Origin of the sequence: Polaribacter vadi (assembly GCF_018861005.1) — a bacterium.
In the GTDB taxonomy this organism is placed as follows: domain Bacteria; phylum Bacteroidota; class Bacteroidia; order Flavobacteriales; family Flavobacteriaceae; genus Polaribacter; species Polaribacter vadi_A.
Window position 1 is genome coordinate 266,401 of sequence record NZ_JAHKQL010000034.1, and the last position, 20,728, is coordinate 287,128.

Here is a 20,728-nt window from a genome sequence, read left to right on the forward strand (position 1 = left end):
ATGACAAACAAATTTTTAACTTTTATTTTATGTGTTACAGTGTTTTCTTTTACAAGCTGTAATGATGATGATACACCAACAGAACCAATTGTTATTGTAATTGATGGTGCATCAATAGCACCAGAAGTAGGTGGTGTAAATGAACCAAACCAAGTTTATGTAGATTTAAGTACAAGTGCAACAACAGTTGTTAAAAGAGATTCTTGGGATCTTGGTTTTTACTCTGGTTCTGAGTTTAGAGTAACATTAAATGGATCACTTTACATGGCAGCTGCTCAATTATCTTCTACAGATATAAACGCAGTAAATTCAACAACAGAAGAAGTACAAGAATTACAACCAAAAGTTGCAGTGGGTACTTTTGATGCTGCAAATACTGCTTATGTAGATGCACCAATTGGTACAATAACAGAAACAGCAATTGCAGAAATTTCTGATACAGATGCAAATAATAATGTGTATTTATTAAACTTAGGATACGAAGTTGGCACTGAAACTCCAGAAACAGGAAGTGTAGCTATTGCAGGTGATACTAGAGGTTGGAAAAAAATTAGAATTCTAAAAAGCGGATCTGATTATGTTTTACAATATGCAGATTTAGATGCAACAACTTATAACGAAGTAACTATTGCTAAAAATTCAGCTTATAATTTTACTTTCTTTAGTTTTAATTCAGATTCAGAATCAGTTATAGAACCAGAAAAACAAAACTGGGATTTAAACTTTACTGTTTTTACAAACGAAATAGAAGGTTATGGTTCTTACGGATATTCTGATTTTATTACAAATAATACAAAAGCAGACGCACAAGTATACATGATTGATACAGATGTAGACGCTTTTACTTACGATACTTTTACTTTAGCAGATGTTGCAACAGCAAATTTTGTAACAGATCAAAGAAGTATAGGAAGTAGCTGGAGAAATGGTGGAGGACCAGGTAGTTTACCTTCTTTAAAAGATAATGTTTTTTATGTTGTTAATGATACAGATGGTAATCTTTACAAATTAAAGTTTTTAGCATTAACAAATGCTGATGGAGAACGTGGTCATCCAGAATTTGTATATAGCTTACTTCAATAACTTTCTTTTTGTTTATTTTTTTTTATGAAAGCTATTTAGACTCTGGTCTAGATAGCTTTTTATTATTAACGAGCATCTCTAGATTTAATATTTTGTTCGCATAAAGAAATAATATCAGTTATTCTTTTTTGCCTAGTAGCTGGTCTTTTTGCTTGATGAATCCAATACAAATAGTTTTTTCTATAACTGGGTGCAAAGTTTTTAAAATTGATGAAAGCAGATTTATTATTATCGAATTCAGTTTGTAAATCATCAGGAATTATCCCTTTTTCTACAAGATCTAAAGCAGTCCAAGAACCATTTTCTATACCTATTTTAATAATTTCTAATCCACTTTTGTGCATTAAATTATTTGCAGTAAGTTCTTTAATATATTTTTTATTTAAAGCGCTCCAAATACTTTTTGTATTTCTTGGGCAAAAATATTGTCTGCGTTTGCCATTTCCTAAACTTTTTACGGTAGAATCTATCCAACCAAAACACAAAGCAACTTTAACAGCTTCTTCCCATCTCATAGATTCTTCATTATTCTCTACTTTGTAAAATATCAAATAAACACCTTTAAATGTATCATAGTTTTTAGAGAGCCAATTTCTCCATTCAATATCATTTTTAAAATAAAGTTCAGGTTTTTCAATCATAGTATAAATATACAATAAAAGAGAATTTTATTTTTTTAAATTTTAAAAGAAGCTTAAAAGAATATTAGAGAAAAAAGTAGTCTATTTCTAAGGATAAATAAAAATAAATACTTCTATAATTATCTAAAATGATGTTTTTGAGACTATGGCAATCAGATTAATCAATGCCTATAATTATCATAATCATAAAAATCGAATTCGGAAAAGCTAAAACCCGAGTTCTACTTGGATTTGGTTTTTGTTTTTTCTAATTTAACAAATATTGAAACTTAAACTTTATAAAAATATTTTATGATTTCGAACAATTTAGATTTAGAAAACAATATAAAATTATTATCTTTTGATATCGATAATACCCTAATCGATTTCCACACTTTTAAAAGTAACTTTACCAAAACTTGGATAAAGTATGCTGATGATTTAGACGTTATTTTAACGTATAATACAGGTAGATTAATTGATGATGTTTTAAGTTTAATTGATAAAGGTGTTTTACCAAAACCAGACTACATAATTTCTGGAGTAGGTACACATATTTACAATTATAAAAAAGGCGCTTTAGTTAAAGAGTTTAATGATGTTTTAGATGATGGTTGGAATCTTGAATCAGTAGAAAGCATTATGTATAGTTTAGATCATCCTATAAGTGAGCAACCTAGCAAATATCAGCATACTTATAAAAGAAGTTACTTTTTTCATGATGCAAGCGATGAATTAATAGAAAGTGTATCTCAGAAATTTTTAGATGCAGACATGGATGTTAATGTGGTGTATTCTGGTAATAAATTTTTAGATATTTTGCCAAAATGGGCCAATAAAGGTAATGCTTTAGAATGGTTGCTAAGAAGGTTAAAATTAAAAACCAATCAAGTTTTAGTTGCTGGAGATAGTGGTAATGATTCTGCAATGTTCGATTTAAAAAATGTAAATGGAATTGTAGTTTCTAATGCACATGAAGAGCTTTATAATTATACAAAACACAAAAAAGTTTATCATACAGAAAAAGAAAAAGGAGGTGGTATTGTAGAAGGTTTAATTTATTACAAAGTATTGCCAAAAGAGGCAATAAAAGAAATGAATATAGATCATTCAGATGATTTTTTTATTCAAAAGGAATTAGACAATATTGCATCAGAAAATGATGATGAACGTTTAGCTTTAATACAAGAAGGTTATGTAAAAGCTGTAGAAGCCTTAAAGAAAAATATAACTCCATTAGGTTTTTCTGCTTGTTCTATAAAAGATAATGTTGCACATGGTACTGATGAAAACTATTACAGTGTTTGGGCTAGAGATGGTGCAATAACAGTAATTGGTTCATTATCATTAATTCACGATAAAGAAATTCACGATTGCCAACGTCAAACATTATTAACTCTTTTAGAACATATTTCTAGAAATGGTCAAATTCCATCAAATGTAAGAATAAAAGATAACGCTCCAGATTATTCAGGAGTAGGAGGTATTTGTTCTATAGATAGCGGAATTTGGGTAGTAATTGCATTTTACGAATACGTAAATGTTACCAAAGACATCGATTTTTTAAGAAAATATATTGGTGATATTAAAGAAACAATGCGTTGGTTAGGTGCACACGATAGTAATAACGATGCACTTTTAGAAATACCAGAAGCTGGAGATTGGACAGATTTATTTGGTAGAAGCTATAACATTTTATATGATGAAATTTTATGGTATAGATCTAATGTTTGTTTTGGTAGAATGCTAGAAATGTTAGGTAATCATGAAGAAGCAGGTGAGTATATAAGATGGTCTCAAGTAATTAAAAAAGAAATTGTTACCAATTTTTGGCCATCTACTCAACAGCAATTATTTACCTCAGTTTCATTTGCTGAAAAGCAATTTACTTTAGGAGATACGTCTTATCTAATAGCTCAAACAACACCATTCGATTTTTCTTGGAGGTGTGATACTCTAGGGAATATTTTAGCATTCTTACATGGTACCATAGATGCAGAAAAAGCACACCAAACTTTTAAATTTATGTTAGGTGTTGGTGTAAACGATCCTTTTCCTGTTGCAAATGTATACCCAGTAGTAAGTCCTGGAGATCCAGATTGGAGACCTTATTATACTGTAAATCTGCTGAATTTACCAAACCATTATCATAATGGAGGTATATGGCCTTTTGTAGGTGGTTTTTGGGTGAAATTTGTTAGTAAACTAGGGTTTAGAGATGTTGCAATAGCAGAGTTACACAAACTAGCATTAATCAATAAAGAAGGTATAAATCATGAATGGGAATTTACAGAATGGGCACATGGTGTAACAGGTAAACCAATGGGTAAAGCATACCAAGCTTGGTCTGCAGCTCAGTACATTTCTGCTTATCACGATTTAAAATTAACTAAAATTAAAACTAAAAAATAGAAAGATGAAATCAATATTAATGATTTCTTTACATGGATATGTAGGGGCAAATGCAGAATTAGGAAAACCAGATACAGGTGGACAAGTAGTCTACGTTTTAGAATTAGCAGAACGTTTTAGCAGATTAGGTAAAACAGTAGATTTAGTTACAAGACAATTTGAAGATCAACCAGAGTATGATGATGTAAATGAAAATTGCAAAGTTTGGCGAATTCCTTTTGGTGGTAAAAAGTTTATCCGAAAAGAAGACATGCACGATCATTTAAAAAAGTTTGTAACCAATACTTTAGCTGCCATTAAAAAAGAGAATAAAAAATACGATGTTGTTTATTCTCATTATTGGGATGCAGGTTGGGCAGGTCAAAAAATTGCAGAAGAATTAGGTATTTGTCACGTTCATACACCACATTCTTTAGGTTGGTGGAAACAACATACTATGGGTAGTGATATGGATGAAAAAGAAATGGAAAAAACTTATCGTTTTAAAGAACGTATAAGAAAAGAATATTTCGTTTATCAAATGTGTAATTTTGTGATTGCTACAACTTTACCTCAAGTAGATTTGTTAGTTCAGCAATATGATGTGTTAAGTAGAAACTGCAGTATGATTCCTCCAGGAATTGATGAAAATCGATTTTTTCCTGTTCCATCAAAAGAAAATGATAAAATAAGATTAAAATACGATATTAACCCAACAGATATTTTGGCCTTAGGTAGAATGGCCCATAATAAAGGTTATGACTTATTGATAAATGCTTTACCAACTGTTTTTGAACTGTGCCCAGAAGCAAGGTTAGTAGCTGCAATTGGTGGTGATTCTAAACAAGATATAGAAGGTATAGAAAAACTAAAAAAAGTAGCGTCAGAAATTGGTGTTATGGATAAAATTAAATGGAAAAGCTATATAGAAGATGATGATTTAGCCAATGTTTATAGAGCTGCAAGTATATTTGCAATGCCTTCTAGATACGAACCTTTTGGTATGGTAGCCATAGAAGCAATGGCTTGTGGTACACCAAGTGTGGTTACAGTTCATGGTGGTTTGTGCGATTTAATAGATTTTGGTAATCAAGCTCTTTTTGCAGATCCTCATAGACCTTTAGAGTTTGGTGCAATGATGGCAATGCCTCTTTTATATCCAGATTTAAGAAACGAAATGTCTGTAGAAGGTGCACGTTTTGCGCGTAGAAATTTTGGTTGGACAGGGATTGCAAAACGAATGCTATCCATCTTTGCAAGTTCTATAAATCAAAGAACCTCAGAAACTAATGTATATTAAAAATTGATGTAAAAAGTAAAGTGAGCAATTGATGTATATTTATTTTAACACAATTTACTCATTTTACTTTTTTATTAACTGTACTTAGTTTTTCATTTTATCAATAAAGAAATTAAAAAAATATATGGCTAAAATTGTTTGTTTTGGTGAAGTTTTATGGGATGTTTTTCCCACACATAAAAAAATTGGAGGAGCACCATTAAATGTTGCAATTCGTTTACAATCGTTTGGTAATAATGTAACTATGATTAGTGCTATTGGTAATGATGAATTAGGCAAACCAATTTTAGATTTTATTAATGAAAATGGAATAAATAGTAAATTTATTCAAGTTTTAAATGATTTTTCTACAGGAGAAGTAGCTGTAACTTTAGATAAAAAAGGAGGAGCTACCTATAAAATTATTCATCCAAAAGCTTGGGACAAAATAGCATTTACAACTGAAATATCAGAAGTTGTAAAAGAAGCAGATGCTTTTGTATTTGGTAGTTTAATTAATAGAGATGAGGTTTCTAAAAATACTTTATATCAACTTTTAGACTTTGCAAAATATGCCATTTTTGATGTGAATTTAAGAGCTCCTTTTTATACAAAAGAGATTTTAGTAGAGTTGATGCAAAAGGCAAATTTTATCAAATTTAATGATGATGAATTGTACGAAATAAGTGCTTTTTTAGGATCTACATTTTCTAATTTAGAACAAAACATTCATTTTATATCAGAAAAAACAAATACCAAACATATTTGTGTTACCAAAGGAGAACATGGGGCTGTTTTGTTGTATAATAATGAGTTATTTTATAATAGTGGTTACAAGATTAAAGTAAAAGACACAGTTGGTTCTGGAGATTCTTTTTTAGCTTCTTTAACGAGTAAATTAATTAATGGATCAACACCACAAAAAGCAATAGATTTTGCTTGTGCTGTTGGTGCTTTAGTTGCACAAAGTGAAGGTGCAAATCCTATTATAAGTGAAAAAGAAATTATTGATTTTATCGGAATATAATTTTATCCATACACAACAATTATGCAATGCATGGATAAAATTGTATTTTAAATTATTTTAATTGATCTAAAAAAGGTTTTAATTCTAATAATTTTATATCATCTCGTTTTCTTAATTCCCTTAAAAACCAAACTTTATGTCCTGCTCCATAAGTAATTAAAATTCGTTTATTTTGATTCTTATATTTTTGTAAAACTTTTTCAATATTCCAATAATGTGCAATATTAATATTGTCCCAACCACCAAGGCCTAACTCTTCATTAAAAAGGTCATTATAAACTTCTAAACCAATATTATAAATACTATCGTAAGTATTGGTATGTATAAAATAAGGATCGTTTTTATTGCCCGTAATTGCCATAATAGAATCAGATTTTCTATTAGCATCTATATATTTTTTCCAATCTTTTTTTCTTGTGGAATCTCTACTGATTGCTCTTAGTTTTTGTTGACGTTCTCTTGCCATAGAAGCAGACCAGCCTGCAGTTGGTATAATTTCAAAATCCATTGTTTTAGATAGTGGAAAAATTACTTTTGTATATTCTGGAAAACGTAAAACTCTAGGTTCTGAAATAGAATCGTCTCTTTTAAAACCTTCCATTGCTTCTGCAAATCTATTTGGCGGAATTTCAGTTAAAATAATATCAGGATTAATTTCTGTAATTAGTTTTGTTAATTTATCGACAGAAAACTCTTTAGAAGTTAAATGACTTCCATGAATAGTTCCTAAAACTAAAACCTCATTTTTGTTGTCTGTTTCTGTTTTACAACTTGATAATAAAACGAAAAAAAAGATAACTTGAATACTTTTAAAGATTAACTTCATAATTAATTTTATCTTAAAATTTTATTAGGGAAAACAACTACACTTTCTTCACCATTTTCACCAACAGCAGCAACTCCAAAAAAGAAATTATCAATTACAATTCCTTCTAAAGTAAATTCTGTAGTTTCTACGTATCTAGAATTATCCCAAGTTGGAGAAGTAGTGTCTCTCCAATAAATTTTATAACCTTTAGCTCCTTCAACTTTGTTCCATTTAAGTTTTGCAGAAGCTTCTACAATTCCGCCAATGGCAACTTCTTTAGGTGCTTCTGGTGCCCAAGCTAAACTGGCTAAATTAATTGCATTTACAGCAGTTAATTTTTTTGTGTAGGGAAAATTTACATGCTCTAAAACATCACCATAATTAATACCATTTTCGGTTCTAATATCTTGATGTTGTTGTGTGTAATTTTCATGAGCTTCCATAATTCTTATTCCTGCAAAACCTAAATCGTTAAAAGGCCTGTGATGTCCTCCACGTCCAAAACGATCTAATCTATAAATCATCATCGGATTCATTTCTGGCATATAAGTCTTCACATTTTTATGTATATATCTTGCTAACTGACGAGAAATCCCATCAACTTCACCACCATAAAAACGACGCATTTTTCTTGCTCTTTCTGTTTCATTAGCAGGTACAGGTTCAGAGAAAATTCTAAAAGATCTATTGTCAGTAACACCATCTACACCAGTTATATTACCAATCATATCATTATTAAGAACACCAATAATTTCCCATTCTTTCTCTTTAGCATATTTTGCTAAACCAGCACCACCAAAAAGCCCTTGTTCTTCACCAGAAAGACCAACATAAATAATGCTACTTTCAAATTTGTATTTGCTTAAAACTCTTGCTGCTTCTATAGTTCCTGCCATTCCTGAGGCATTATCATTTGCACCTGGAGCATCTGTAGTAAAATCCATAGTGTTACTTGCACGTGAATCTATATCTCCACTCATAATTACATATCTGTTAGGGTATTTTGTACCTTTTTGAATAGCAATTACGTTAACAACCCAAGCATCATGAGGTACTCTTCTATTACCTTTTTTGGTAACAAAATCTTTTTGATAAAATACGTTTAAGCAGTTATCGCAATTTGTAGAAATGTTTTCGAATTCAGATTTTATCCATCTTCTTGCAGCTCCAATTCCTCGAGTTTCAGAAATAGTGTCAGAAAAAGTATTTCTAGTGCCAAAGTTTGCTAATTTTTTTACATCTGCTTCAATTCTATCTGCAGAAACAGCATCAATAATATCATAAATTTTTTGATTGGTTTGTGCAGTAATTACTGCAGTAAATAAAATAAATAAGAATGTAATTTTTTTCATGTATTACTTTTTAAATTTCCAAAAAGGAATGGTTACAATTATAGGGTTTAAAGTATCTTTTTTTCGAATTCTTTTTCTTGTAATTTCTAAGAAATGCTTGCCATAAGATAAAGTGTCTATGTCTAAAAAAGTTTCAAAACCCAGTCTTTTATATTTGTTTGTGGTTGCTATAAAATCTGATTCGTGTTTGTTTTTATCAATATAAATTTTATAAGTATCATTAAGAGTTTTGTAATATTCTGTTCTTAAACTATCTATTTTTTTAGGTGAATTACTTAAAGAAATTATACTAGACCTTAAACCTCTTCTGTCTTCTTTTGGTTCTAAGCCTTTATTAAAATCATATAATCTATCTTCTAAACTTTGATTATAAATTAAAAAAACCTTTAAATAATTATCTGTTATTACTTTTGATGGAATTGAGGCAGTTTTAATAAAATCGTTTTCATGCAATATTTGATCATCATAATTATTAGCATTTGTAAAATATTTAGATGAACTGTTTTCTTTGTTTAAATAATTAGATTTATGGTTGCTAAATGTGGTTAAGAAAATGATGCCCACATAAATAGGTATTAAAATCCAGCTGAGTTTTTTGCCAAATTTGTTGTCTAAAAAATTGTAAACTAATGGTCTGTATAAAAAGGATAAAGTTATAAAACTGAATATTTTATAAATAGGGAAATAGAATTTAGAAGTCCATTTTTTTCTTTTTAAAAACCCTTGACTAATAAAATCTATGAATGTTAATAAAGCACCAAAGCAAATAAATAAAATTAATAATATGCCAATTATTAATAATATAAAACCCCAAGTATTTTGTAAATCAGTATCTATAAAAATAAAGGTTGTTAATATAATAGTAACTATGCATAATAAACAAGCCAGAAAATAGAAAATAAAAAGAAAAGAAACTGCAAAAAGTACACTACAATAATTTTCTAAATTGGCTATATACTTATCAAAAGAACCAATTCTTTTTTGTAGAAAGTTGGTGAATTTTTCTGAGTAATTAAGTTCGTTGTAATCTATGTCACCAGAAATATAACGCAAGCCTAAAGCACCAATCCATAAACCTCTTAAAATTACGTGTATTAGTAGATTAGAAACTAAAATCCAACTAGAAACTAAGGCTGCATACCATAAAATTGTGCTTACTAAATCTTGTTCATTTTCTGCAATATCGTATCTAATTCCTATAGGTTCTATAGCAGAAAAAAGTCCGAAAATGGCAAAACCAGAGATTAGTAGTTCTAGTTGCCAACTTTCTTGTTGCAGTTTGTCTAATAATTCTCTGAATTTAGAATTTTGATAATTTTGTTCCATCAAGAAAAATATAGCTAAAGATACTTCACTTTTTAAAAACAGAAAACCACTTTATGTTAAATAAAGTGGTTTAAGGTATGTTTTAACGAAACTTTATTCTTTATCTAATTTTTTAGTTAATGTAAAGCCTACAAATAAGCCAACACCAGCCATAAAGAAAATACAAGCAGGGTAAATACCATCACTATCCATAGTTGTATAAGTATCTAATAAAAGAGCTAAAAATACGCCAAGCCCAATTCCCATTAATAAAACTGCTAAATTTAAGATGATAAATTTACCTGTAGAAGATGAGGTTTTTTGATGCCCTTTCATAAAAATTGAGGCTTCAACTCCTTTTTCTATTAAGGCCAACCTTTCTTTATTTCTTGTAGAGAAGAATAAATAAAATACTCCAAAGATGCTACCAAATATTATTGCTAAAACTGCGATTTCCATAATTTATAATTTTAAAGTTTAAATGATTAATTTTATTGTGTTTGTAGCTTTGACGACAAATTTTAAATTAAGGTTACAAAAAGATTCAATTTTTTTTAAAGTTTTATTTAAAAGAGTAAAAAGATCAGTTTTAAAATTATAGAAGTTATTAATAAGGTGAAAAACTTTTTTTATTTTTAATCTGATAAAAAAACACAAAAAAGTGTAACCTAATTATGCAATAGTCAGTCATAATATAAATGACCAACAAAAACGACCAACTTTATATTACAAAAATCATCAATGGAGATGTTAATGCATTTGCACATCTTGTTGATAATTATAAGAATATGGTGTTCAGTTTGGCGTTTAAAATGACAAAGAGTAGAGAAGAGGCAGAAGAAATAAGTCAAGATACATTTATAAAAGCGTTTAAAAATTTAGAGAATTTTAAAGGCGATTCTAAATTTTCTACATGGTTGTATAGAATTGCTTATCATACAAGCTTAGATGCCATAAAAAAGAATAGAAATAATAATGCAACTTTTGAAATTAATGAAATTACATTTAATCAAATACAAGCAGTAGAAACTATTTTACAAGGTATTGAAAGAAAAGAACGCTCAAAGATTATGGATGTTTGTTTGCAAAAATTACCTGATGAACAACGTACTATAATTTGGATGTTTTATTATGATGAATTATCTTTAAAAGAAATTATGGAAGTAACTTCTTTATCTGAAGCCAATTTAAAAGTAAAATTACATAGAGCAAGAAAAAAATTATTGACTATTGTTAAAGAAAATGTTGAACCAGAAATTATAGAAAATTATGGGAGAAAATAAACATATAAACGAATTAGATGCTTTTGCTAAAAAGTATGTAAAAGAAATTGAGCAAGAAAAACCATCAGCAGATTTTACAGCTTCTTTAATGAAAAATATTTTAGAAGAAAGTAAATCTAAAGTTTTTAAAACGAAAGCTTTAATTTCTAAAAAAGGATGGGCAATTATTTCTATTTTTGTTTTAGCTGTAATTTTAATTCCTTTTAAAACTTCGGAAAAGAGTTTAATAAACTCTTTAGAATTTAATTTTTCATTTTTAGATAAAATTCAAATCCCGAATTTTTTACCAGCTATAAATCTATCAAATACAGTTTTTTATGCAATATTTTTCTTTGGATTAATGATAGTAGCCCAAGTTGTGTTTTTAAAAAAGCACTTTAATAAAAAGTTTCATTAATATTTTAAATTGTGTTTTTTATGAAATCTAACAGAGTGAAAGTAACATAAAGGACCTAAAAAAGCATAAATAAAACCAGGAACTCCATACATTAAACCTACTTGAAATTTAGCCAATAGAAAAGAGATAATACCTACCAGAATAAAAATTAAAAAGTGCCTAGAATAAAATAGTAACTTTAAATTTTTATCATTTTCTCTGTCTTTTTTATAGGCTCTAAAATAGAGTAAATGAAAGCAGATAAAAATTAAAGAAAACCCAATACTGTATAATTGAAAAATATTCGAAAAATTTTCTTTACTAATCATTTCACCTCCAATTCCTGTATTTAAAAGAGAACGTATTGGAAATATGTAAAATAATACTGTAAAAAGTAAAACCATATTTAAGCCAATAATCCAATTATCAATATAGTTTGTTCTTCTATAAAAGTTGTAATGTACTTTCCAAATGGCCATCATTACGAAAAAACTAACTGCAAAACTTATAAAATTGGGTAGTTCGTCTGTAAAAGAAGTAATTGAGGTATTTATACCAATATTTACAACCATTAAAGTAGCCGCAAACGCAAAAACGCCATCTGAAACGCTTTCTAATCTGTCTTTTGAGTGTATGAATTTCATTATTAATTTACATAAAAGTTACACTTGTAATTTTTCCGTTTTTCATTGTATAAATAGCAACTGCTTTAAACGTTCTTCCATTTGCTGTAACCAATTCGTGGTCTATTACTTTATCTTTATAAACAATTCTTTTTAAAATTTCACAATGTAAATCTGGCGTATTTTTAAAAAATGAAGCATAGTTTTCTCTCATTTTTTCTACACCTACATAATTTATTTTATTCGGAAAATTAAACACTTTTACATTTTTAGCATAAGGTTTTAAAAATGCATCTATATCTCTTTTATTGTAACCTTGTAATTGTTCTTCTGCTAAATATTCAGGAGAAACTTCTGCAACAATAGCTAGTTTTGTACTTGTTGTATTTACGGCAATTCTGGAAATATTATTTATATTCTCATCAGTAAAATTAAAAAATAAACTAAGGTTTTTATCTTTCTGCGGATTGAATTTGTAAATAGAATTCCCTTTAGAAATTAATAAAGTACCATTTGTTAACCAAGTAACATCTTCAGATTTACCTAAAGAGCAAATTGTTTTAATTACCTGTGTTTCAGGGTTCAGAGATTTTAATAACCAATATTCTTTATTTTCTTTGCTTATAAAACTAACCAAGTTAGAATTTGGTATTTTATGAATTGATCTACCCACCATTTTGGCAACAGTAGTATTGGTTTTATTTTTTAAGTTTGATGCAATAAGGTGCAAACTATCATTTACAATTACAGAAGCAATTAATGTATTTTTATTTAACCAAAAAGGATAAGCAACTTTTAAATTTGGTAACAATTCTTTGTCTTTACCAGTTTTAAAATTATAGGTATAAAAACGTTGCAAACCATCATTATCTAGTCTTACAGCAGAAACATTTTTTGAATTCGGTATTTTCTGAGGGGAATATTCACCACCATTTTCTGTATTATTAATATAGGATATTTCTTGATCTCTTACATTGTATTTTGCAATATCTGTTTGCCCATTTCTGGCAGATGCAAACAAAACAAGATTATCATTATAAAAATACGGTTGGCTGTCATAACCTTTGTTGTTAGATATATTTTTGCCGTTTGTAAGTTTATAACTTTCACCAGAAATTTCAATATCAAAAAGATGAATTTCAGTATTTGTTTGTGCAGTAATTAAGGTTGATATAAGTAAAAAGAGAAGAATTAATTTTTTCATTTTAACATCGTTTTTCTCAAAGATAATAAAACAAAAATTTAAATTTCTAAATACATAATATGATTTGGGTTGCTATGTGTTTCTGATATTTTAAAATCTAAACTACCAACTTTTCTAAAACCCATTTTTTTGTAGAACTTTATCCCTTTTTGGTTTTCTATCCAAACTGCTAACCAAATACCAGATTGATTATGCTTTTTGCTGAGTTGTATGTTAAAATCGAATAAAATTTTACCTAACCCTAAACCATAAAATTCTTTCAAAAAATACAATCTGCTCATATACGTTGTGTTTTTAGCGGCTATGTTTTTGTTAATTTTATTAAAAACTATTTTTGAATATCCTGCAATTTTATCATCAGCATAAAAAAGATAGTATTCATTTTTGGAGTCTAATAATTCTATAACGAAGTTTTTTTCACTAAAATTTTCTGCAACATAATTATCTATATCAGTTTTAGTAGCAGAATGTCCATGTGCAGGTAAAAATGTATCAATACTTAATTTTGATAAAAGTTTAGCATCTTTAAGTGTTGCTTTTACAATTTTATGCATTTATCAACCTAAAAATTATAAAGTAGTTGAACTAAAAGTATCCCCTTGATTAATGTCTCCAGTTTCAAAACCTTTCTTAAACCAACGCATTCTTTGAGCGGAAGTTCCGTGCGTAAAAGAATCTGGCACAACTCTACCAGAAGATTGTTTTTGTAAACGATCATCACCAATAGCAAAAGCAGCATTTAGAGCTTCTTGCAAATCACCATCATCTATAATTAAGTTCATGTTTTTAGCATGATGCGCCCAAACACCAGCTAAAAAATCTGCTTGTAATTCTAGTTTTACAGAAAATTGATTGTATTCTTTTTGGCTTACTCTACCTCTTAATTGTTGCATTTTATCTGTAGTACCCATTAAATTTTGAATATGATGCCCAACTTCATGAGCAATTACATAAGCTTGTGCAAAATCTCCAGGAGCATTTAATTTGGTTTCCATTTCTTGAAAAAAACTTAAATCGATATACAATTGGTTGTCTCCAGGGCAATAAAAAGGGCCAGTTGCACTAGATGCAGATCCACAAGCAGAAGAAACTGAATTGGTAAATAAAACCAGTTTAGGTTCTTGGTAATTATTTAAAATGTTATTCCAAACATCTTCTGTACTTCTTAAAACTCGATTACTAAATTCTGCTAATTCGTTTTCTGAAGCTGTACCTTTATAATTTGTATTTTGTATTTGATTGGTAGATCCACCAGATAAAAACTGTAAAGGATTAATACCAGAAAAATACATTAATAGACCAACAACAGCTACAATAATTAATCCTTTTTTTGTGCTAACTAGTTTTAGGATTAACGGAATTAACATTCCTGCTAAACCACTTCCTCCACTAAATCCTCTACCAGAACTTTGGCCTCTTCTATCATCTACATTAGAACTTCTCTTAGTGCTTCTCCATTTCATAATTTCTTCATGTTTCTATTGAGGCTTAAAAGTAATAAATTTATAGAAACTTAAACAGTTATTCTTAAGCCATCATTAAATTGTTAGTAGTGCTTATTCACTTAATTAATCAATTTTAGTAAAGATTTCTATATTTTTAAAAATGGTGTCATTTCTATAATATGTATTTACTTGCTTATAAGAATTTGTATTAAATTCAATTGGAATTACGTAAGTATTTACATCACTTTTCATAGATCTTGAAGTTGACGTCAATTTTTCAGTAATGGTATCATTCTTAAAAGTGTAAGTTCCATAACCACTCCAATCTACACCGTTTTTATCTGTATCTGTATTCCAAAGTACATGGCCATTCAAATATATTTTGTGCTGTACTTTATTGTATTCTTTTACAATAGTATCTGAGTTTGCTAAAGTGTAAAAAGCATCTAATTTCCAAACACCTTTTAATGGGTCTTGAACATTGTTTTTATTATTACAAGAAACTAGTAATCCTAAAAAAACACTTAGAATAATTGCTTTAAAAATTTTAATTTTAGTTTTCATTTTCAATGTCTTTAGGCTGATAAATCTTTAATTCTAAAATAAGTTTTAGTTGTTTATAAGATAAGGAAGTTCTTGAATAATCTATCTCTATATTTCAATTAAATTTTTAATCGTTTTATAAAAATATTTTCATCTTTTGATCATAAAGAAAATTTTAAACTAGATTTAGATGTTCTCTTAATACAGTGAATATAATTTTTGAAATATTAAAAGGAATAATAGATTCTGCATTAATGCTTTTGATTCTCAGTAATTTAATTAGTGATTTTAAAAGTGTATGTAGCAATTAATTTGTTTTCTAAATACAGATGAACATCAAAAAAACCTTTATTTTTAAAAGTGTGATTTAAGGTTAAAATGTTATTTTTTTTATGAAATTCTGGTTTTATTGTTTTTTCTGATGCTCCATTATCAATAATAAATTTTATTTTATTGATGTTCTGATTTTCTTTTAAAAGATATTGAAAAGTAAAAACGGAGTTCTTTTTTAAAATATGATCCATTTTATTGGGGGAAATATGTTCTTTAATAGTTGTAAAAGCATCACCATAAATTAAAGGTAATTCAGTGTATTCTATAAAATTTGGAGCAGTTTCACCTAATAAAGAAAATTGATTATCAGCAGGAAAATGGTTTAAGAAAAACAATTCAGGATCTGCTAAAAAATAACCATCATTGTAAATGAATTGAAATCTACCTTCTTCTGGAAAAGAAATTCCTGTAGACCAAGTTGGGTCGCATAAATACCATTTGTTATTTAGTTTTACAACATTCCAAGTATGATTTGGCATGGTAAGTTTAGAAAAATCTACAGTTGCAGTTCTTGCAAAACCATTAACCATATAAGATTCTATACCTATTATTTTACACATTTCTTTTAGTAAATAAGCATAACCAGTACAAATGGTTTTTTTCTTTTTTAGTAACTTTTTAAATAGTGTTTTTTTAAATTTAGAATTCCAATTTTCTAATTTTAGAGAATCTTTTTCAAAACGATTTCTTTTTCTTTCGTTTAATGTATACAACCTAAAGTCGTTAGCAATATTATTGCAAATCCAGACATAAATAGCTCTTAGCTTTTCTACGTCAGTCTCTAGATTGTTGGTTAAATTGTATGTAAGTTTATTTAACTCATACAACCTTTTAGTTTTGGTAGTATTAGCAATTCTATCTGCTTTAGTAAAATTTATATGTTTAAAATCAGATTGTTGAGAAAAACATAAACTTGCGTAAAATAAAAGGAAAAAGAGTGTAGTTTTTGGCATAAAACCTATTCTTTATTTCTTTTAGATTTAAAACGTTTATTGCTATTTAGTGCGCCTAACATTTGGTTATCATCTTCTTGTAAAGTGATTTTTAAATAAGTTGAATTTGCGCCAATTTTAATTCTTTTGGTAATAAAACCCAAGTAAGAAACTTCTAAAATATCGCCAGCTTTTAATCTTTTAGGGAAAGTAAATTCACCTTTTTTGTTTGAACTCGTTCCTATGTTGGTTCCTTTTAAAAAGATGTTTGCACCGTTTAAAACTTCGGTTTCTTCGTAAGTTTGCCCTTTTACAATACCTTTAACTAGAAGATCTTGAGCACTTAATTCTGATGAAAAAAAGAAAAGTGATAAAAATAATCCTAATAAAATAAATGTAGGTTGCTTTGTAGTAAATGTTGGAATAGTTTTCATAATAATATATTTTAAATTTATATCAAAATTAGTCTAGAAGGCTTAGTTTTAAAAATGATATTTAGTAACTGATTCTTTTTTAAAGGTTAAAGTTACTTTTTATTTAGGGAAATTGAAAATCTGAATTGTTAAAAACAAAATCTACTAGATTTTAATATTTTTTAAGACAGTTTTAAAATGCTCTAATTTTTCGAGATTACAACTACTAATTTGGATGTATGAAGTGTTTTTTTGAGGAAAAGTATGAATAGCCAAATGGCTTTCTGCTAAAACCCAAACGCAAGTATAGCCTTTTATAGGAAAATAATGTTCGGTAAAATTTACAATTGTAAAACCAGAATTTACTAGAAAATCATTAAAATTTGACTTTAAAGTTTCTGGATTTGTAATTGATATCCATTTTTCAAAATGAAACATTTCTGCTTTTAGAGATACATATTTTTCTTTCATTTAAATAAGGTTAGTAAGTGTCCCAGTTTCCTTTGTTGTAATAGTGATATAAAACAGGGTTGCTAATTTGATTTACTTTTATGGAATCTATAGTGTTTTTCTCATAAAAATTTTTGCCAAAATTGGTTATTAAATGCATGGATTCTTTATTTAACCATTTTGTAGCAATCTTAGCATTGTTAAATTTTAGTATTGATTTGTTAATTTCTTTTTTCGAGATTTTTCTTTTAATACCAGCAATCCAACCCCATTCTCCCATTGTAAGAATTTGATTATGCAAAGCTAGAGTTGTAAAATTTGCATTATCCATTGTTTTTTTTATGCATTGATAAGCATAAGGTGTATAATAAGGACTACCTGCTTGGGTAATAATTCCTCCATTTGGCGTCAATTTAATATTACACAATTCATAAAATTCTTTAGAATATAATCGAGATAATTCTACATTTCTTGGATCTGGTAAATCTATAATTATCAAGTCGTAAAAATCGTTGGTTTCTTCTAAAAAAGTAAACCCATCTTTGTTAATAATGTTTAACTTGTTGTTGGTAAGAGCATTTTTGTTAATAGAAGCTAAAACAGGCTCATTAATAAATAAATCTGTTAACTTTTTATCTAAATCTACTAAAGTTATTTTTTCTGTGGTTTTGTATTTTAGAAGTTCTCTTGCTGCACAACCATCTCCACCACCAAGAATTAAGATTTTTTGAGGTTGTTGTAAAACTTGCATTATTGGATGCACTAAAACTTCGTGATACAAAGGTTCATCAAAAGTAGAGAACTGTAAATTATCATTTAAATATAGCCAATAATCATTTTTCCATTTGGTAACTACTATTTTTTGATAGATAGATTGTTCTTTAAATACAATTTTGTCTTTGTATTTAATTTGTTCTCCATACATGATAATTTTATCAGAAAAAAAGCTACCAGAAATAAGAATGGTAATTAAAAATGCAGCTATAGAAAAAAATATTTTTTGTTGTTGTTTTTGGATGCTATCTTTAAAAAAGATTAATAAAAGTAAGGCAACAAACAAGTTTATAAAACCTAAAATAAATGGGGTATATGTTAGTCCTAAATAAGGTAATCCTATAAAAACAAAGAATAAACCACCAATTAAACTACCATAATAATCTTTTTCTAAAACGTTGGCTACATTAAATTTTAGAGATTGAAACTCATCATTTAAACGCATTGCTAAAGGTAATTCCATACCTATTAGTGTACCAGTAATTATGGATAAAGCATAAATAAAAACACCTATGTATTCTACTTGCGATGCTAAATAATATGTAAAAACAGCAGAAAAAGAAACAACAATAGAAAGTGTAAACTCAGTAATTATAAATAATTTAAAAACATTTCCATTAAAGGTTTTTGTAATTCTACTACCAATACCCATGCTAAAAAGCATTAAAGAAATTATAATAGACCATTGCTTAACAGAATCGCCCACAAAATAGGTAGATAAAGTAGCAAAACAATATTCTGCAACAATGCCAGACAAACCTGTGGCAAATAATGCAGAAAATAATAAGTTTCTTTTTTGCTTGTTGGTTGGCATTTAAATACAATAACTTATTAAAATAGCACTACCCAAATAAGCAAATGCCTCTATTAAAGCTGCTCCTTGATTAGGAATTTTTTGATTAACAATTTCATCTGTTAAGCTGCTGTTAGGTAGAATAATTTTATCGACAACAACTCTAGATATTGGTAGTAAAATAATACCTAAGCCCATATAATAAAATACGTTTTCTAAAGTTAAAAACCAAGAAATTATATCACCTTTAATTGCTTGTGAATACAAATAAGAGATGGAAACAAAAATACTAGCATACACAATACCAACTGCTACATTGTCTTTTTCTATTTCTTCTAAAATATTATATTTTGATATTTTTTTATAAATCTGTAAAAAGATAAAAAGGATAAATTGTCCTATAAGCCAAAAAATCAATAAACTAATAAAACCAGAAATATATAAACCAACTTTTTCTAAACTTGGAAACATGTTGATTGCTTTTCCGTTTATAGCACCGTAAATAATTAATGAAGAACCAATAAAATTTGCAGCTTCTATAAAACCTGTTCCATTATTTTCGTCTTTAATAATTTCTTTATAAAGCTTAAATTTTTTAGCAAAAACAACTTTTTCATTAAAAATTGAAGAAATAACTAAAAGTAGGTTGCCAAATAATCCATAACTTAAAACAAGTAGCGCATCATTAATGTAGCCATAAGATTCACCTTGAATAACTCCTAAAAAAATTATAAGAATACCAATAAAATAACCCGTAGTTAAAATTGAAAAAGCAACATTGTCTTTTGTTGTTAATTCGTTATCAAGATTAATTTTTCTGTTTCTAAATTTAAAAATTATCTTAGAAATTATAAAGAGAATAAAAAACAAGAGAATGTAAAAAAAAGTTTCTCCAACCCAAAGTAGTGTAGATTTTTCCATAATTATTTATTTTCCAAAGCCACTACTTCTACTTCTGTAGTAGTTATTATTTCTGTAAACTTTAGTAGAATCGTTTTTGTTATAATTAGAATCGCTATTCCAAGAATTGTTGTTTGAGCATCGATTTAAAAGGCTAGATAAACCTATAAAACCAAAAATTAGTATGATAGCTATATATTTACCAATAAATTTTAAAATAGGCGAATCTAATAAAGGTGGATTACCTTTTTCTATTTTAGAAATTGCATTTTCTTGGATTAGGATTCCTGTAGAAACTTCAATTTCGTCATCCCATAATTCAATGGCTAAAAACTTAGTCTTAGTTTTATCAATATAATCTAAAGCATTTACTTTCTCTTTTTCATACCCATAATCGCAAATACCGTCAGTTTTTTCATCAAAAGTATAATGTACTCCTCTGTAAGTTAAATTTGTTGGGAATTTTGCAGAACCTAAAGCAACAAAATCTTTAACTAATTTCTGACTTTTTCTAAGAAAACTCTTATCATTATGTTTAGACCAAAAAGAGTAACTTTTTTTACCATCTTTACTTGTTTCTATTTCAAGATAGTTGATGTTTCCTGATTTCGGTTTTACTTTAAATTCTTCAGATTTTGTGCCATCTTCCCATTTTATTTTATAAACCTCAGTTACCCTCCAAAGTCTATTTTTATAAAAAAAGGTGTAGCCCGTTTTTAATTTTATAGCCATTTTTTGTAAAAATTACGAACACAATATCTTAAAAAGATTCGGTTTTCTGAAATTTATATGCT

Annotated in this window: 22 protein-coding genes; 6 read left to right on the forward strand and 16 right to left on the reverse strand. The window is 27.9% G+C overall.

The features are described from left to right. On the forward strand, positions 1 to 1,083 hold the full coding sequence (locus KO506_RS16115) for an HmuY family protein (RefSeq protein ID WP_215995952.1): 1,083 nt from the start codon (positions 1 to 3) through the stop codon (positions 1,081 to 1,083). Positions 1,084 to 1,148: 65 nt separating this feature from the next. Here the strand turns inward: KO506_RS16115 and KO506_RS16120 are convergent, their stop codons facing one another. Continuing rightward, a complete protein-coding gene (locus tag KO506_RS16120) occupies positions 1,149 to 1,724 on the reverse strand; it encodes a YdeI/OmpD-associated family protein (protein ID WP_215995953.1) in 576 nt (191 codons plus the stop codon). Positions 1,725 to 2,015: 291 nt separating this feature from the next. Here KO506_RS16120 and KO506_RS16125 point away from each other — a divergent pair, with 291 nt between their 5' ends. The 3 genes from KO506_RS16125 to KO506_RS16135 all read left to right on the forward strand — a co-directional run bounded on the left by KO506_RS16125 (position 2,016) and on the right by KO506_RS16135 (position 6,400). Further along, positions 2,016 to 4,115 carry an HAD-IIB family hydrolase gene (locus tag KO506_RS16125; RefSeq protein ID WP_215995954.1) on the forward strand — a complete coding sequence of 700 codons (2,100 nt, stop codon included), beginning with the start codon at positions 2,016 to 2,018 and terminating at the stop codon, positions 4,113 to 4,115. A gap of 4 nt (positions 4,116 to 4,119) precedes the next feature. Next, on the forward strand, positions 4,120 to 5,394 hold the full coding sequence (locus KO506_RS16130) for a glycosyltransferase (protein ID WP_215995955.1): 1,275 nt from the start codon (positions 4,120 to 4,122) through the stop codon (positions 5,392 to 5,394). A gap of 124 nt (positions 5,395 to 5,518) precedes the next feature. Beyond that, the gene (locus KO506_RS16135; RefSeq protein ID WP_215995956.1) at positions 5,519 to 6,400 is read left to right on the forward strand and encodes a carbohydrate kinase family protein; all 882 of its coding nucleotides are present in this window, start codon (positions 5,519 to 5,521) and stop codon (positions 6,398 to 6,400) included. 52 nt (positions 6,401 to 6,452) lie between these two features. On the opposite strand, the gene KO506_RS16140 is transcribed toward KO506_RS16135, so the two are convergent. From KO506_RS16140 to KO506_RS16155, 4 genes are all read right to left on the reverse strand, one after another. Further along, a complete protein-coding gene (locus KO506_RS16140; RefSeq protein ID WP_215995957.1) occupies positions 6,453 to 7,226 on the reverse strand; it encodes a hypothetical protein in 774 nt (257 codons plus the stop codon). Positions 7,227 to 7,234: 8 nt separating this feature from the next. Beyond that, positions 7,235 to 8,560 carry a M28 family peptidase gene (locus tag KO506_RS16145; protein WP_215995958.1) on the reverse strand — a complete coding sequence of 442 codons (1,326 nt, stop codon included), beginning with the start codon at positions 8,558 to 8,560 and terminating at the stop codon, positions 7,235 to 7,237. 3 nt (positions 8,561 to 8,563) lie between these two features. Then, on the reverse strand, positions 8,564 to 9,886 hold the full coding sequence (locus KO506_RS16150) for a hypothetical protein (protein ID WP_215995959.1): 1,323 nt from the start codon (positions 9,884 to 9,886) through the stop codon (positions 8,564 to 8,566). A 93-nt stretch (positions 9,887 to 9,979) separates the two neighbouring features. Continuing rightward, entirely contained in the window at positions 9,980 to 10,324 is a 345-nt protein-coding gene (locus KO506_RS16155) for a DUF6249 domain-containing protein (RefSeq protein WP_215995960.1), read from the reverse strand. Between the two features lie 239 nt (positions 10,325 to 10,563). Between KO506_RS16155 and KO506_RS16160 the strand changes: the two genes are divergently transcribed. Both KO506_RS16160 and KO506_RS16165 read left to right on the forward strand, forming a co-directional pair. Continuing rightward, entirely contained in the window at positions 10,564 to 11,148 is a 585-nt protein-coding gene (locus KO506_RS16160; RefSeq protein ID WP_215995961.1) for an RNA polymerase sigma factor, read from the forward strand. Further along, positions 11,135 to 11,545: a hypothetical protein gene (locus tag KO506_RS16165; RefSeq protein WP_215995962.1), complete on the forward strand. Its 411-nt coding sequence runs from the start codon at positions 11,135 to 11,137 to the stop codon at positions 11,543 to 11,545. The genes KO506_RS16160 and KO506_RS16165 overlap by 14 nt, the downstream gene beginning before the upstream one ends. Here KO506_RS16165 and KO506_RS16170 read toward each other — a convergent pair. The 11 genes from KO506_RS16170 to KO506_RS16220 form a co-directional block, all read right to left on the reverse strand. Beyond that, positions 11,542 to 12,168, reverse strand: coding sequence for a TMEM175 family protein (locus tag KO506_RS16170; RefSeq protein WP_215995963.1), 627 nt, complete (start codon positions 12,166 to 12,168; stop codon positions 11,542 to 11,544). The genes KO506_RS16165 and KO506_RS16170 overlap by 4 nt on opposite strands. 7 nt (positions 12,169 to 12,175) lie before the next feature. After that, positions 12,176 to 13,351 (reverse strand): nuclear transport factor 2 family protein, encoded by a 1,176-nt coding sequence (locus tag KO506_RS16175; protein ID WP_215995964.1) that lies wholly within the window; start codon positions 13,349 to 13,351, stop codon positions 12,176 to 12,178. Between the two features lie 38 nt (positions 13,352 to 13,389). Beyond that, positions 13,390 to 13,905, reverse strand: coding sequence for a GNAT family N-acetyltransferase (locus tag KO506_RS16180; RefSeq protein ID WP_215995965.1), 516 nt, complete (start codon positions 13,903 to 13,905; stop codon positions 13,390 to 13,392). A gap of 15 nt (positions 13,906 to 13,920) precedes the next feature. Beyond that, on the reverse strand, positions 13,921 to 14,814 hold the full coding sequence (gene ypfJ, locus KO506_RS16185) for a KPN_02809 family neutral zinc metallopeptidase (protein ID WP_215995966.1): 894 nt from the start codon (positions 14,812 to 14,814) through the stop codon (positions 13,921 to 13,923). Between the two features lie 105 nt (positions 14,815 to 14,919). Then, positions 14,920 to 15,360: a hypothetical protein gene (locus KO506_RS16190; protein WP_215995967.1), complete on the reverse strand. Its 441-nt coding sequence runs from the start codon at positions 15,358 to 15,360 to the stop codon at positions 14,920 to 14,922. Positions 15,361 to 15,614: 254 nt separating this feature from the next. Continuing rightward, the gene (locus tag KO506_RS16195) at positions 15,615 to 16,625 is read right to left on the reverse strand and encodes a transglutaminase domain-containing protein (RefSeq protein ID WP_215995968.1); all 1,011 of its coding nucleotides are present in this window, start codon (positions 16,623 to 16,625) and stop codon (positions 15,615 to 15,617) included. A gap of 5 nt (positions 16,626 to 16,630) precedes the next feature. Then, on the reverse strand, positions 16,631 to 17,038 hold the full coding sequence (locus KO506_RS16200; RefSeq protein WP_215995969.1) for a carboxypeptidase-like regulatory domain-containing protein: 408 nt from the start codon (positions 17,036 to 17,038) through the stop codon (positions 16,631 to 16,633). Between the two features lie 144 nt (positions 17,039 to 17,182). Further along, on the reverse strand, positions 17,183 to 17,488 hold the full coding sequence (locus KO506_RS16205; protein ID WP_215995970.1) for an S-adenosylmethionine decarboxylase: 306 nt from the start codon (positions 17,486 to 17,488) through the stop codon (positions 17,183 to 17,185). A 10-nt stretch (positions 17,489 to 17,498) separates the two neighbouring features. Then, complete coding sequence (locus KO506_RS16210) at positions 17,499 to 19,055, reverse strand: polyamine aminopropyltransferase (RefSeq protein ID WP_215995971.1); 1,557 nt, start codon at positions 19,053 to 19,055, stop codon at positions 17,499 to 17,501. Further along, a complete protein-coding gene (locus KO506_RS16215; RefSeq protein ID WP_215995972.1) occupies positions 19,056 to 19,955 on the reverse strand; it encodes a DUF350 domain-containing protein in 900 nt (299 codons plus the stop codon). Between the two features lie 6 nt (positions 19,956 to 19,961). Next, a complete protein-coding gene (locus KO506_RS16220) occupies positions 19,962 to 20,666 on the reverse strand; it encodes a DUF4178 domain-containing protein (protein WP_215995973.1) in 705 nt (234 codons plus the stop codon). Positions 20,667 to 20,728: the final 62 nt, after the last annotated feature.